Origin of the sequence: Peptoniphilus grossensis, assembly GCF_001940285.1 — a bacterium.
Taxonomy (GTDB): domain Bacteria; phylum Bacillota; class Clostridia; order Tissierellales; family Peptoniphilaceae; genus Peptoniphilus_A; species Peptoniphilus_A faecalis.
Genome location: NZ_MJIH01000001.1, coordinates 1,059,828 through 1,073,624 on the forward strand (window position 1 = coordinate 1,059,828; position 13,797 = coordinate 1,073,624).

The following is a 13,797-nucleotide window of genomic DNA, read 5'->3' on the forward strand; positions in this document are numbered from 1 at the left end:
GTTTCGACCTCCTATTATTGAACACTTGCTAGTAATGCGTCAGTATCTACTGTTTCTCCCGCTTTTACATTAAGTGTTACCTTTCCAGCACATGGAGCTACGATTTCATTTTCCATCTTCATAGCTTCAAGAATAAGAATTACATCTCCTTCTCCTACAGTGTCTCCATCCTTAACATTTATTTTAAGAATAGTTCCTGGCATAGGTGAAATTACATCTCCACTTCCGCCTGATGCTACAGGTGCTGCTTGAGGCGCTGGTGCTGGTGCTGCTTGAGGTGTTGGTGCAGCTGGAGCTACTGGAGCTTGGGCTGCTATAGGTGCTGCTTGAGGTGCTGGTGCTGCTGTAAGTGAGCCCGGTGTAAGTGTTTGGTAACCTCCACCAACTTTTTCAACTTCTACTTCAAAAACTTTTCCATCTACTTTAACTTGATACTTCATTAATTTCTCCTTTTCATAAATAATAGAATAATTTTTAATTTATTTTTTCGTTTATTTTTTTTCGTTTATAGAAACAATTCTAAAACTTTCAACTCTTGATCTTTCTTCCATATTAATAGCTCCAATGATTGCTGCTAATAGTGCAGGATCCATTGAATTATCAACTACTTTCTTTTGTGGTGCTGCCTTTGCAGGCGCTACACTTGGACTTGACTCTTTTTTACCTTCTATACTGTTAACTACTTTACTAATTATTTTTATTGCTATTAATAAAGATATGAGGGCCAAGAATACTACTGTAAGTCCTGTCAATGCTACACCAAAAGCTTCTCCAAGGGTAAGAGTAACATCTCCTAACATTAAAACACCTCCCAATGTGGTTTCATATTGCGGAATCCATTCCAGCTTTTAAGATTATTATAACAAAGACCTAAGATTAATTCAATTAAAATATCTATGTATGATTAATTAATCTAAATCTTTTCTAAGGTTAATTATACATGAAAAAGTGAGTAAAATAAAGGAAAGCCTGCTTATTTATTCTTTATAATAAATAAATTCCAACTATTTTTTAATTATAATTACATTTGTTAAAAAAAGTTATAATTATAATCCTTTTTTTTATAAAAATTAATTTTTAAAGGAAAATCTTTGACTAAATGAAACTTTAATTTTTATATGTTTCTATAAAAAAGTCTTTTTTCTTCTAAATTGCAACAATAAGTTAGCCACTTTCTAAGTCTAAAGTAAACCAAGTGATATAACATCCCTAGCTAGCTAGGGATGCTTTTTCTATTAAGTTTAATTCTTTCATAAATGCTTCTTCAGCAGTCATATATCCTAAAATCTTTCTTGGATAATTATTCATCCAAGTCATTATTCTTTCTATTTGTCTATCTATGTACTTGTTTATTTCTTCGCCTTTTTTTATGAATCTTCTTATTAACTTGTATTGATTTTCACTTGTTCCTCTTTCATAGGAACTGTAGGGATGACAGTAGTATATTTTTACATATTCACATATTTTTGTTAGGCTAGAGAATTCAAGTCCATTGTCTGATGTTATTGTTTTAAAAACTTACTCTTTTAATGGATTTTTATCTTTTAGAAAACTAAGTCCCTCTTCTACTGCTTTATTTGTTTTTGAGTTTATCTTTATTATCAATTCGTATCTTGTTTTTCTCTCTGTCAATGTTAGTATTACTGGATCTGTTTTTTTCTTGCTTCCTATTACTGTATCTATTTCCCAGTCTCCAAATTTTTCTCTGGTTTCTATTTCTTTGGGTCTAGTCTCTATTGATTCTCCTAACATCATCTTGTTTTTTCTATTTTTTTGTTGTTTTTGCTAGTTTTTCTTTTTAGTTTAAGTTCTAGATCTATATTCTTTGTTTTCATCAAACCCCTATCTATCCAGTTATACATACTTTTTACTGATGGGATTTCATTTTCGTTAAAGAGCTTATTTCTCTTTGCAGAACCTACACAGGCATCAACAGACCACTTCTCTTCAAGAATCTTTTTATCTGCCCAATTTAAAAATTTTTCACAAGCTAAAAATTTAGGTTTTCTACCACAATTTTTTCTATTTTCAAGATATATTCTGTGATTTAGATCAGCAAAGTATTTTATATCTTCATAAACATAAACTTCATTTTTTTGAACTACTTGTCTCTTTTGAATAACGCTAGCTTTTTTTACTGCATTATTTATCGTCTGATGGCATCTACCTAATTTTTTTGCAATTTGCCTATTGCTATATCCTTCGCCTTTATATGCTTCTATTAAAATCATTTCTTTTTCTGAAAGATGGCTTCCTTTAATGTTTCTCTTTGTGTTATTATTTAGATGAGTCATGTAAATCTCCTTTGTGAATTTGGTTTTTTGGTCATTACTAATATATCACAAAGTTTACATGACTTTTTTAGTTTTATTTGGCTAACTTCATTCTACAATCTTCCAAGTCTTTTTTCTTTATTTTTATGAAAACAAGTAAAAAATATAAATAAAAGACGTTTCTAGTTATAAATTTAAAGAGAGTTGATTCTGATTATTTAGTAAATATTTTTTGCAATTCTTCATATCAAAAAAGTGCTGATAATTTCTCGTCAGCACTTTTTTTACCATTTTTTTGAGTGTGTTATTAATAATTATATTTGTCTATCATATATTCGTACGCTGCCTTAGAAATCTTTGATATTGTTTCTATACCTTCATAATCTTCAGCTAATTTTTGGCTAAACACAGATATTACATATCTTTCTCCTTTAGGAAGGATAAAAATACCTACATCATGTTGCACTTTCCAAAGATCTCCTGTCTTATTCGCTACTAATACTTTTCCTTCATCTGGCAAGTCTGCTGTAGCTTTTGCATCATAAGAAGTAATAGCTGGTATTAGATTAGGTAATTTTTGTCTAAATTGTTGCATCTTCATCATCTTTAGCAGTAATTCAGATGACTCTTTAGAAACACATTCATCTTTAGCTACTAGAGAAAGAATAGTTCCTAGATCTTTAGCTGTTGTAAAATTATCTTTACCTTCTTGTAGAGACTTTAAGTCTAGCATTTTTCTTTGAAATTTTGTGTCATTTAAACCTAGACTTTTGCTAAATTCGTTTATATTATCAAAGCCACCAACTAAATCTACAAGTTGATTAGTTGCAACATTATCACTAACTGTTATAGCTAAGGTCATTAAGTCTGATACAGTTGGTTTATAGTTTCTATTTAATGTTTTTAAAACTCCTGTCCCTCCAACTCTATTTTCTGGTTTGATTTCAATTTCATCATTTAAACCAAATTTTCCTTCTTCAGATAGTTTTAAACCTAAAGCTACTAGTGGAATTTTTATTGTACTAGCTGCTGAAAAAACTATGTTTTCATTTAGTAATATTTTTGTTCCATCTACAGTATCTTCAAAATAAACTCCAAATTCACCTTGAACTTCATTTATTAATGATTTTATTTTCTCTTCTAATAACATCTTTACACACTCCTTTTAAAGAATAACTGCCATTATAACTACTAAGGTCATAGTAACTAATATTATTGAATATCCAAGTTTGAGCATTGATTTTATATCTTTAGATTGTGCTAAGCCCATTGCGCCCAACATATCTACTCCTGGATAAGCAAAAGATGTAATTTGGTGACCAACTAATACTAATAGACACCATAATCCCATGTGCATTCCCATGCCTCTTATCATTTCGCCAAATAAATTATCCATCAAAACAGCTTGAGCTACTGCTGCACCATTTATTCCAAAAACTCCTATTAGTGCTATAACAACAGATGTGATTACTTGTCCACTTGAAATTACTAATGGTTCTAATAGTTCAAATAAAGCAGTAAATGCTCCTGAAGCTTCTACAAATCTTAGGAAAGGTTCAAATAATATAAACATACAGAACATCCAAACCATTTTTTGCATACCTTTAAAGAAATCTTCTGCTATATCTTTCGCTTTTAGCCCGAAACTTAATCCTGTAAGCATTGCCACAGTTATCATTATGAAAATAGCGTAAGATGCTCCTCTTCCTTTAACTACACCAAATACTAGTAGAGTAAAAAGAGATACTAGAAATACAATTGTTGCTCTATTTGTTTGCTTTGTAGGTTTGTATTCTTTGTTATCTGTGAATTCTTTAAGATCAAATTTTGAAATACCTTTAGTTGACTTTTGAACATGTTTTGCTACAAAATATGTAACAATCCACATAGATAACGCTACAGGAATACCTGCATACATTAAAACTTGCCCATATGTTAGACCTGTTATTTCTTTTAATGTAACCATAGGTGGACTAAATGGACTTAAGAAAAGACCTGCTTGTCCAGCACCTTGGAAAATAACAGCTAGCGTACTAGGTGTAATACCTACCGCAGCAACTAATGAGATAACTATTGGTGCAATTACAGCATTCGCACCTGCTAGAGTACCCAATAAAGTAACTAGAATTACTGATGTTAACATAGTTGCTAAGATTGCTTTTCGTTCAGTATTAATTCCAATTTTATCCATTAAAAAGTGTACAATATTTTCTGCAATTCCTGTTGTTTGCAAAACAGAACCAAGTCCTGAACCTAGCATGATTATTAAACCAACTAATGCTAAAAAAGAGCCCATTGCTTCCTTAATAACATCACCTAACTCCAAAAGAGGTTGCTTTACTAAAATAGCGCCTAAAATAACACAAATTCCAACATTTACAACCGCATTTGAATTTTTCTTAAATGATAAGAAAACATACAATAGTAAAGGTAGAAGCCCAACTATAGGTGGTAAGTTAAATAATAGTTCTTTCGTTTCCATAAATTCTCCTCCAAATCAATAATAAAATATTTATTAAAATTTAATATCGATATTAATTTTTAATCAAAAATGTCGTCGTTTATTTCTACTCCTAGCCCTGGTCCTTCAGGAACAGTTAAACATCCATTTACTAACTCAAACTTATTCTTTATTATATCGTTCTTATGAAGTATGTTACCTAAATAAAGATCGTTTGGAATATCAACATATTTAGAGCTTGCAACAAAGTGTAGGCTAGCTGCTGCTCCCAATCCAACTTCAAGATTACTTCCTGCTGTAGCATGTAGACCATTTGCTTCTAAATAGTTTGCTATTTTTTTAGCTTGTGATAGTCCTCCAACTTTACCAACTTTAATATTTGCAATATCACATGCATCATTGTTTACAACATTTACAACTTCATGGAAATTTGATATAGCTTCATCTGCCATTATAGGTGTGTCTAATCTTTCTCTTAGCATTCTGAGTCCTTTAATGTCATTCCTTTTAACTGGTTGTTCAATACTTTCCAAATGAAACTCTTCTAGTTTTTTAAATGTTGTTAAGGCTGTTCTATAGTCATAACCTTGGTTAGCATCCAATCTAATTGGGAATCCATATCCCAATTCTTCTCTAACTTTAGATAATAACTCTATGTCTCTTTCTGGAGAAATACCTACTTTAATTTTAATTACTTTGTATCCTTCAGCTAATCTTTCTTTTGCTTCTTCTATAGAGCCTTTTAAGTCTTGCATTCCAACAACCCAACTAAGTTCTATTTTATCTCTGTATTTACCTCCAAGTAATTTATAAACTGGAACATTTAAAGTTTTTCCCATTAGGTCGTAAAGAGCGATATCTATTGCTGATTTAGCAGCATAGTTACCATATATTGCTGTGTCTAATTTATCGTGGATATTGTCAATGTTAAAAATGTTTTCACCAATTATAGATGGTCCCAAATATTTATTTATTGCTAATTCCATTGTATATCCAGTTTCACCCATAAATGCTGGGGATGGAGCTGCCTCTCCGTATCCTACAAGACCATCTTCTGTAATTATTTTTACAATACAATGCGGTCTTGTCTTTTGTTCATACAATGATATTTTCCAACTCTTTTTTAATTCAAGTTCTACAACTTTAACTTGAAAGTCTTTGATAATGCTCTTCAAATTATACCTCTCCTTTTATTTCAAATATTTTTCTGCCACTTTCGCAAATAGGTATGAACCCATCCAAATGTTTTCTTCATCAATATCAAAAGTATCTGAATGTAGTGGTTCATGATTTCCATCAACACCAAACCATATAAATGAGCCTTTGTACCTCTTTAGATAATAACTAAAATCTTCTGCTATTGTTGAAATTTCGCAACTATCATCAACAACTTCTTCTTCGAAAGAACTAATGGCAACACTCTTAATAAAATCAGTTGCCTTCTTGTCATTTACAACAACGGGATATCCCCTCTTGTATATTAATTCACATTTGCATCCATGTTCAATTTCTTTCGATTTTAAAATTAAACCTAATTTTTCTTCAATATAGTCTCGAACATCTTCATTAAAAGTTCGAACCGTTCCTTCTAATTGGCAAAAGTTAGCTAGTATATTGTATCTAGTTCCACCTGTGATTTTACCTACAGTAATAACCGCTGGACTTAAAACATCAATATTTCGACTAACTATAGATTGAATTTCTTGTAATATTTGAGATCCTATTAGAATAGAGTCTATTCCAAGATGAGGTTTTGCCGCATGAGAACTTTCCCCCCTTATGTTTATATAAAAATGATCTGATGAAGCCATTATTGGTCCGCTCAGTATTCCAAAAGTTCCGCCTTTGATAAAAGGCCACATATGTAAACCAAAAATATAGTCTAAATTTCCTATTTTTTCTGACTCTAAAATACCTTGTGCTCCACCTGTAGGAGAAGCTTCCTCTGCTGGTTGAAATATTAACTTAACTTCTCCGTTAAGGTTTTCTTCATGATTCTTTAAAGTTTTTGCTAATCCTAACAATATTGTCATGTGTGCGTCGTGTCCGCAAGCATGCATTACACCTTCATTTTTAGATTTGTAGTCATAATCATTTTTTTCTACAAGAGGTAGTGCATCCATATCTGCCCTAAATCCTATTTTTTTATTTGTTTTTTTATTGCCTATAGTAGCAATAATTGCATTGCTATAAAAATTGGTTTCATATTTTATGTCCAATTTATCTAAATATTCCATTATCTTTTTTGATGTTCTTTTTTCCTCATAAGACAAATCTGGATTCATGTGAAAATCCCTGCGAATTTCGATTAACTTATTATTAATTTTTCTTACTTCTTCTTTCGATATTTTTTCTATATTCATTTTCTTAAAAATCACAACCTTATATTCAAAATAATTTACTTTAGATTATAAAATGTATAGGTTAATTGTCCTCAAAATCTTCCAAATATAATCCCAAATCATCAGATGCTTCATTGTGGCGACTGTAATAACATAAGCTTTTTTCTTTATCTAAGTTCGCATAGTATAATACTAGGGCATTTATAACAACTATTGTTGAAACTACAGTAAAAGTTTTAGAGCTGTTTTTTGCTTCCAACACAATATCTGAATATTTAGCAATAGGCGAAATTTTTGCATCCGTAATAGATATAATTTTTACATTCTGTTTTTTTAAATGTTTAATTATATTAAACGTAAGCTTTGTATATTTTGGATAGCTGATTGCTATAAAAACATCATTCTCTCCTAACAGATCTAATTTAAATGAAATATCATCATTTATATTTTCCAAAAAATATACGCTATTGGAAAATTCGCTTAACATATAATATAGAAATAAAGCAGGTGACCTAGATGTTCTTGAACCAAATATAACTATCTTCCTTGATTTGTGTAATAAATTTGAAGTGTTTTTTAAATTTTCCTCTAATTCTTTGCTATATAAAGCATTCAAAGCATCTAAACAATTTGATATTTCATTGTATAAAAAATTTCCATCTTCATTTTTTAAATTGTTTCTGATTTCTTCGAATGAAAGAGAACGTTTTTTCGTATATTGTTCAAAATCTTTTTGGAAATCACTAAAAGATTTATATCCTAGTAGTTTTGGAAATCGACTTATTGTTGCTTCACTAACTCCTATTTCCTCTTTCAAATCCATGATTGTTCTTAGAGGAACCAAATCATAATTTTTTAAAATATATTTAGCAATTTTTTTATTAGATCTTGAAAAAGAATTATATTTTTCTCTAATTAAATCTAAAACATTTTCCTTCAATAGTTAACCTCCTTTATCAAATCTTTACATAAGTATATTAAAAATTATTTCAAATGTCAATATATTTGAAAAATTTTTTTCATTTTTAATCTCGTGATAAATCGTTATCTAAAAAAACTCCAATAAAAAACTCTTAGCAAAAGCTAAGAGAGTTATGGTTTTATTAAATTAAAAGGCGAGTAGGCCTAGATGCTCAACTAAAATCTTTAAGCCAAGCAGAATTAGTATTAATCCTCCTGCTACCTGTGCCTTGTCCTTTAAGGCAATTCCAAATACCCTTCCTATTCTCACTCCCAAAAATGAAATTAAAAAAGTTGTAAGGCCTATTGCAAGTACGGCAATAAATATCTTTATTTTTAAAAAAGCAAAGGACACTCCCACTGCAAGTGCATCAATTGATGTTGCAATAGAAAGCATTAATAAGTTTTTAAGATCTAGTCTATCTTCTTCAAATTCACAAGTTTTATCTCTTGATTCTCTTATCATATTAACCCCAATAATTGACAAAAGTACAAAAGCTATCCAGTGATCTACTGCTTGAAGTTTTTCTGCAAAAATTGAACCCAATAAATAACCTATATAGGGCATTAGTGCTTGAAAAAAACCAAAAAATAGTGAAATCACAAAGGATTTTTTTAAAAAATTTCTTTTTATGGAGAGTCCCTTACAAATTGCCGCTGCAAAGGCATCCATAGAGAGTCCAACTCCAATTAAAAATACTGATACTAAATTCATCTTCACTCCCAAAAAAATAGATGCTTTTCAGCATCTACTTCTAATTTTAAAAAATTATTTTAATAATTCGTCTAATCTATTTTTATCGAAGCCAACAATTTGTTCATCGTCAACGCAGATTACTGGCACTCCAGTATAGCCCATTGCCATTAATTCATTTCTAGCTTCTTTATCTGTTTGGACATTCTTTTCTTCAAATTCAACTTCTCTTTCTTTTAAATAGTCCTTTGCCATTGTGCAATAAGGACAAGTATTACTTGTATAAACTGTTACTTTACTCATTTTATTCCTCCTCATTAGTTCTTTTATTATACTCCAATAGTATAAGCGAATCAAATAATTTAAAATTATTTACAAAGATTTAATTTTATAATTTATGCTTTGCATGATCTAATCCATCTTTAAAAATACATAGAACATGTTCATCGTCTAAGGAATAGTATGCTCTTCTACCCTTTCTCTTCACTTTTATTAAGTTTTGATTTCTTAAAAGTGCAAGTTGATGTGATATTGAAGATTGACTCATATCAAGTAAAACTGCAATATCAGATACACATAATGGCCCATTCATAAGCGCATAAATAATCTTAATCCTCGTAGGATCAGATAAAGCTTTGAATATTTGAGAAATTACTTCTATTAAATCCTCTTCTTCGTTAAAAATGGAAATCTCCCGCTCCACTTCTTTTGGAATTTTATCTATATATTTATCATTCATTTTTATTTACCCCACACTTTTAAAATTTACACTTAAAATAATAAACTCTTCAAGTTTAAGAGTCTCTGCTCTTCTTCTTTCATCAATACCACTTAATTCAAGAGCTCTTTTTATTTCCTCTTTAGTGTAATTTAATTTTGAATTGGAAAGAGAATTCAAAATAGTCTTTCTCCTTGTATTAAAGGATGCACGAACAACTTTAAATAAGAATTCTGTATCAATTTCTTCTCTATTTATCATCTTCAAGTTAACTACAGCTGAGTCAACATTTGGCTTTGGCATGAAAACTGAACTTGGCACTTGAAATTTATATTTGCAATCTGTGTAATAATTTATAAAAACAGATAACGAGCCATAGTCTTTGCTGCCAGGCTCTGCCGAAAGTCTCTTTGCAACTTCCCTTTGTACCATTACTGTTATGGAAATTAAATTTACCTTTGCTAAAATTAATTTTTCTATTATAGGTGTTGTAACGTAATAAGGTAGGTTTGCGACTACTTTAAAATCTTCATCTCCAAACTCCTCTTTTGTTAGTTTTTTTAGATCTAAGTCGAGGAAATCTCCGTAGATTACTTTTACGTTTTCAATATTGAGAGTTTCCTTATGAAGCTCTCTTAACTTTTCGTCAATTTCTACTGCCACAACTTTTTTTGCACGAAGGGCAAGCTCTTCTGTTAAAGTTCCAACGCCAGGACCAATTTCAACTACATTGTCCTCTTCACTTATTTCTGCTACGTCAACAATCTTTCTGACAATATTTCCATCGATTAAAAAGTTTTGTCCTAAAGACTTTGTAAACCTAAATCCATACTTTGAAAGAATTTCTGAAAGTTTGCTTGGTTTATATAATCTATCTATGAGAATTCACTTCCTTCATAGCCTCTTCAAATTCATCCCTTGTAATTCCAAAGGAATTTAATTTGTGTAGAGTCTTTTTTCCATTTCCATATCCTATTTTTAGGATTTCAGAAAGCTTTTCACGTCTAGCACTTGCATCCTCTGAATTTATAAGTCGATTTTCGATTAAATCACTCATAGTGTATTCGCTGACTACCTCAATTTTTGTAGCTCGTGCCGCCTTTAATGCCTTTAAAATTTCTTCAGGAGAGGCATTTTCAACTCCAATATCTCCATGTTTTGTGGAAACATTTTGAGAAAGGTAGGCGTGCTTTGCACTTGGAATTTCATCTGCAATTCTCTTTCTAATTTGAGAACCCATATAATCTGAGTCTGTGAAGATGATTATCCCTCTCTTTTTTTCTATATCCTTTAAAAGATTAATTAATTTTTTGCCAAAGGCAAAACCGCAAGTAGTAATGATCTCAGCGTCCACAGCCTTTTTGATGGCAATCTCATCATCACGACCTTCTGCGACAATTACTTCTTTAATTGTCCTTTTCATATTCCAAAAAACCTCTTTGTATTTTCTGCTGTAATTTTTTCAATTTCAGCCGCTTCCCTTTGTCTGAGATCGGCAATATATTGACAAACGAATTTCACAAACTTGGGTTCATTTCTCTTTCCTCTATGGGGAACTGGCGTCATGTATGGGCAATCCGTCTCGAGAAGTAGTCTATCAAGTGGTACTTCCTTTGCAACTTTCTTAGGCGTTTTTGCATTTTTAAAAGTAACTACACCGCCAAGGGCGATGTAGTCGCCCATTTTTATATACTCTCTCATCATGTCCACAGATTGAGAAAAACAGTGAATCAATGCTTTAAAATCGTATTTTTCATGAGCTTCTTTTAAAATATCAAAGGTATCTTTAGCTGCATCACGAGAGTGAATTACAATGTTTTTCTTTAACTTTACTGCAAGCTCAATTTGTCTTTTAAAAACTTCTCTCTGCACATTTCTTGGAGAATTATCGTAATAATAATCTAGACCAATTTCTCCAATTGCAACAACCTTTTTATCCTTTGAAAGCTCAATAAGTCTTTTTTCTACATCATCGTCATAGGTTTTTGCGTCGTGAGGATGCACTCCAATGGCTGCGTAAATATTTTCATACTTGTTAGCAAGTTCTACTGACCTTTCTGAAGATGGCAAGTCTGAAGAATTATTTATTACAAGTTCTATTCCATTTTCACTTAAACCCTTGATTAAATCATCACGATCTTCATTAAAGGCCTCGTCATCTAAATGTACATGTGAATCTATCATATTTTCTCCTAACTAATTTTTGCTCCCGATTTAATTTCAGATAAAGTTGATGCAAGTGTTAAATTTCCATCGTCATCTTCTGCTGCAAGTAACATACCATTAGATTCAACGCCCCTTAATTTAATTGGCTTTAGATTTAAAATCATTAAAATTTTTCTTCCAACTAAATCTTCTTTTTTGTAGTACTCCTTAATTCCAGAGACAATTTGTCTATCAATATCACCTATTTTTAATTTTAGAACATAGAGTTTATCTGCATTAGGATGATCTTCAACATCAACAATTTCTGCAACTCTTATATCAAGTTTTGCAAAATCTTCTATACTAACTTCCTTTTTTATGTTTTCTTTATCCTCTTCTTTAGCTTCAGAAATAGTTCTTGAATTTAAAAGAGCGGTGTTCTCTTCGTTAAATCTTTCAATTTCAGCCTCAATATCAAGCCTTGGAAAAATAACTTCACCCTTGTTGACCTTTGTGTCGTCTTTCAACAAGCCAAAAACCCTTGAATCTTCCCAATTGATTTCATCACTTAAACCAAGTTGCTCTCTAATCTTTAGAGAAGTATCCTTAATAAAAGGATAAATTAAAATAGAAACTATTCTTAAGCTTTCTGCCAAATTATATAAAACTGTGTTAAGTCTATCCTTTTTATCTTCATCCTTAGCTAATTTCCAAGGTTCAGTTTCATCAACATACTTATTAGATCTTCTAATTAGTTTCCAAATTGACTCAAGAGCAACAGAAAATTGATAGTGTTCCATTGCTGCTTCAACTTCATCCACAACAGAAACGGCAAGGTTCTCTAAATCCTCGTCAACATCTTCTCTTACGCCCATGTCATTTATTAAACCCTCATTGTATTTGTCAATCATGGAAACAGTTCTTGAAAGAAGGTTTCCAAGGTCATTTGCCAAATCAGAATTAAGTCTTTGCATAAATTTTTCAATATTAAAGGAACCGTCAGAACCAAAAGAAAATTCACGAAGTAAAAAATATTTAAGAGCATCAACACCGTAAAGTTTGATAATTGGTTCAGGATAAATGACATTTCCCTTAGACTTGCTCATTTTGTCGTTGTCAAATAAAATCCATCCATGTCCAAAAACTTTTTCGGGAAGCGGTAAATCAAGTGCCATTAAAAGAGCGGGCCAAATAATAACATGAAATCTCATGATTTCTTTTCCAACAAAGTGGACACTAGCTGGCCAATAAGAATTGAATTTTTCCTTATCAGTGCCATAGCCAATAGCTGTCAAATAGCAAGCAAGAGCGTCAATCCACACATAGACAACATGCTTGTCGTCAAAGGGAACCTTAACTCCCCAATCAAAAGTAGATCTAGAAACAGAAAGATCCTCAAGACCATCTTTGCCTTCAAAGAAGTTTTTTATCATTTCGTTTTTTCTAAAAGCGGGCTCAATAAATTCTGGATGATCTTCATAATATTTTAAAAGTCTATCTTTATATTTAGAAAGTCTAAAGAAATAAGATTCTTCGTGAGTTAACTGAGTTTCCCTTCCACAGTCAGGACAAGTTTTGTTTTCGCCAAGTTGTGCCTCAGTCCAAAAAGATTCACAAGGAGTACAATAATAACCTTCATATTCGCCTTTATAAATATCGCCCTTGTCATAAAGTTTTTGGAAAATATTTTTAACATCTTTCTCGTGATCCTCATCAGTCGATCTAACAAAATAGTCGTAGTCAATATCCATGATTTTCCAAAGTTTTTTTATATTTTTAACAATTCCATCGACATAATCCTTTGGCTTCATGCCAAATTCCTTAGCCTTTTCCTCTATCTTTTGACCATGTTCATCTGTACCAGTAGTAAAAAATACATCATAGCCCTTAATTTTTTTAAATCTCTTAACGCAATCAACTGCCACGGTGCAGTAAGTATGCCCAATGTGAAGATTATCACTTGGATAATAAATTGGCGTTGTAACATAAAATTTCTTATTACTCATAAAACCTCCATAAAAAAACCTAATCCCGTAGGATAAGGTCTTGGCAAAATCTGTCAAAATTTCGATAAACTGTTATCTTTGTTAAAATAATTATAACTGAATTTAGCCATAAAATCAATTTAACCCTTGCTAATACAAGAAAAATTGATAATTTTTATAAAAAACAAATTTGGATTTTAACCCTATTTTCTACTTAAT

Annotated in this window: 14 protein-coding genes and 1 pseudogene; all 15 read right to left on the reverse strand. The window is 31.1% G+C overall.

Annotated elements, in window-relative coordinates:
* Nucleotides 1-14: 14 nt before the first annotated feature.
* Nucleotides 15-440 (reverse strand): biotin/lipoyl-containing protein, encoded by a 426-nt coding sequence (locus BIV18_RS05170; protein ID WP_075659596.1) that lies wholly within the window; start codon nucleotides 438-440, stop codon nucleotides 15-17.
* Between the two features lie 51 nt (nucleotides 441-491).
* The gene (locus tag BIV18_RS05175; RefSeq protein ID WP_075659597.1) at nucleotides 492-800 is read right to left on the reverse strand and encodes an OadG family protein; all 309 of its coding nucleotides are present in this window, start codon (nucleotides 798-800) and stop codon (nucleotides 492-494) included.
* A gap of 409 nt (nucleotides 801-1,209) precedes the next feature.
* Nucleotides 1,210-2,294, reverse strand: a pseudogene (locus tag BIV18_RS11540) (IS30 family transposase).
* Between the two features lie 286 nt (nucleotides 2,295-2,580).
* Nucleotides 2,581-3,423, reverse strand: a complete 843-nt coding sequence (locus tag BIV18_RS05185) for a serine hydrolase (protein WP_075659598.1) — start codon at nucleotides 3,421-3,423, stop codon at nucleotides 2,581-2,583.
* 15 nt (nucleotides 3,424-3,438) lie between these two features.
* The gene (locus tag BIV18_RS05190; RefSeq protein WP_075659599.1) at nucleotides 3,439-4,755 is read right to left on the reverse strand and encodes a GntT/GntP/DsdX family permease; all 1,317 of its coding nucleotides are present in this window, start codon (nucleotides 4,753-4,755) and stop codon (nucleotides 3,439-3,441) included.
* Nucleotides 4,756-4,814: 59 nt separating this feature from the next.
* Nucleotides 4,815-5,909, reverse strand: a complete 1,095-nt coding sequence (locus tag BIV18_RS05195) for a mandelate racemase/muconate lactonizing enzyme family protein (RefSeq protein WP_075659600.1) — start codon at nucleotides 5,907-5,909, stop codon at nucleotides 4,815-4,817.
* Nucleotides 5,910-5,924: 15 nt separating this feature from the next.
* Complete coding sequence (locus BIV18_RS05200; protein ID WP_075659601.1) at nucleotides 5,925-7,097, reverse strand: M20 metallopeptidase family protein; 1,173 nt, start codon at nucleotides 7,095-7,097, stop codon at nucleotides 5,925-5,927.
* Between the two features lie 61 nt (nucleotides 7,098-7,158).
* A complete protein-coding gene (locus BIV18_RS05205) occupies nucleotides 7,159-8,016 on the reverse strand; it encodes a MurR/RpiR family transcriptional regulator (protein ID WP_075659602.1) in 858 nt (285 codons plus the stop codon).
* Between the two features lie 168 nt (nucleotides 8,017-8,184).
* Complete coding sequence (locus BIV18_RS05210; protein WP_075659603.1) at nucleotides 8,185-8,751, reverse strand: manganese efflux pump MntP; 567 nt, start codon at nucleotides 8,749-8,751, stop codon at nucleotides 8,185-8,187.
* Between the two features lie 54 nt (nucleotides 8,752-8,805).
* Nucleotides 8,806-9,033 carry a glutaredoxin family protein gene (locus tag BIV18_RS05215; RefSeq protein WP_075659604.1) on the reverse strand — a complete coding sequence of 76 codons (228 nt, stop codon included), beginning with the start codon at nucleotides 9,031-9,033 and terminating at the stop codon, nucleotides 8,806-8,808.
* 85 nt (nucleotides 9,034-9,118) lie between these two features.
* Nucleotides 9,119-9,469 (reverse strand): ArsR/SmtB family transcription factor, encoded by a 351-nt coding sequence (locus BIV18_RS05220; protein ID WP_075659605.1) that lies wholly within the window; start codon nucleotides 9,467-9,469, stop codon nucleotides 9,119-9,121.
* Between the two features lie 6 nt (nucleotides 9,470-9,475).
* On the reverse strand, nucleotides 9,476-10,333 hold the full coding sequence (gene rsmA / locus BIV18_RS05225; RefSeq protein WP_416351110.1) for a 16S rRNA (adenine(1518)-N(6)/adenine(1519)-N(6))-dimethyltransferase RsmA: 858 nt from the start codon (nucleotides 10,331-10,333) through the stop codon (nucleotides 9,476-9,478).
* On the reverse strand, nucleotides 10,320-10,871 hold the full coding sequence (gene rnmV / locus BIV18_RS05230; RefSeq protein ID WP_075659607.1) for a ribonuclease M5: 552 nt from the start codon (nucleotides 10,869-10,871) through the stop codon (nucleotides 10,320-10,322). Before rnmV ends, rsmA begins: the two co-directional genes overlap by 14 nt.
* Nucleotides 10,868-11,632, reverse strand: a complete 765-nt coding sequence (locus tag BIV18_RS05235; protein ID WP_075659608.1) for a TatD family hydrolase — start codon at nucleotides 11,630-11,632, stop codon at nucleotides 10,868-10,870. The genes rnmV and BIV18_RS05235 overlap by 4 nt, the downstream gene beginning before the upstream one ends.
* 8 nt (nucleotides 11,633-11,640) lie before the next feature.
* The gene (gene metG / locus BIV18_RS05240) at nucleotides 11,641-13,599 is read right to left on the reverse strand and encodes a methionine--tRNA ligase (RefSeq protein WP_075659609.1); all 1,959 of its coding nucleotides are present in this window, start codon (nucleotides 13,597-13,599) and stop codon (nucleotides 11,641-11,643) included.
* Nucleotides 13,600-13,797: the final 198 nt, after the last annotated feature.

Bases quoted from the DNA above. Each gene is read 5' to 3' on its own strand.
- BIV18_RS05170 (WP_075659596.1), bottom strand. From the start codon at position 440: ATGAAGTATCAAGTTAAAGTAGATGGAAAAGTTTTTGAAGTAGAAGTT.
- BIV18_RS05175 (WP_075659597.1), bottom strand. From the start codon at position 800: ATGTTAGGAGATGTTACTCTTACCCTTGGAGAAGCTTTTGGTGTAGCA.
- BIV18_RS05185 (WP_075659598.1), bottom strand. From the start codon at position 3,423: ATGTTATTAGAAGAGAAAATAAAATCATTAATAAATGAAGTTCAAGGT.
- BIV18_RS05190 (WP_075659599.1), bottom strand. From the start codon at position 4,755: ATGGAAACGAAAGAACTATTATTTAACTTACCACCTATAGTTGGGCTT.
- BIV18_RS05200 (WP_075659601.1), bottom strand. From the start codon at position 7,097: ATGAATATAGAAAAAATATCGAAAGAAGAAGTAAGAAAAATTAATAAT.
- BIV18_RS05210 (WP_075659603.1), bottom strand. From the start codon at position 8,751: ATGAATTTAGTATCAGTATTTTTAATTGGAGTTGGACTCTCTATGGAT.
- BIV18_RS05215 (WP_075659604.1), bottom strand. From the start codon at position 9,033: ATGAGTAAAGTAACAGTTTATACAAGTAATACTTGTCCTTATTGCACA.
- BIV18_RS05220 (WP_075659605.1), bottom strand. From the start codon at position 9,469: ATGAATGATAAATATATAGATAAAATTCCAAAAGAAGTGGAGCGGGAG.
- rnmV (WP_075659607.1), bottom strand. From the start codon at position 10,871: ATGAAAAGGACAATTAAAGAAGTAATTGTCGCAGAAGGTCGTGATGAT.
- BIV18_RS05235 (WP_075659608.1), bottom strand. From the start codon at position 11,632: ATGATAGATTCACATGTACATTTAGATGACGAGGCCTTTAATGAAGAT.
- metG (WP_075659609.1), bottom strand. From the start codon at position 13,599: ATGAGTAATAAGAAATTTTATGTTACAACGCCAATTTATTATCCAAGT.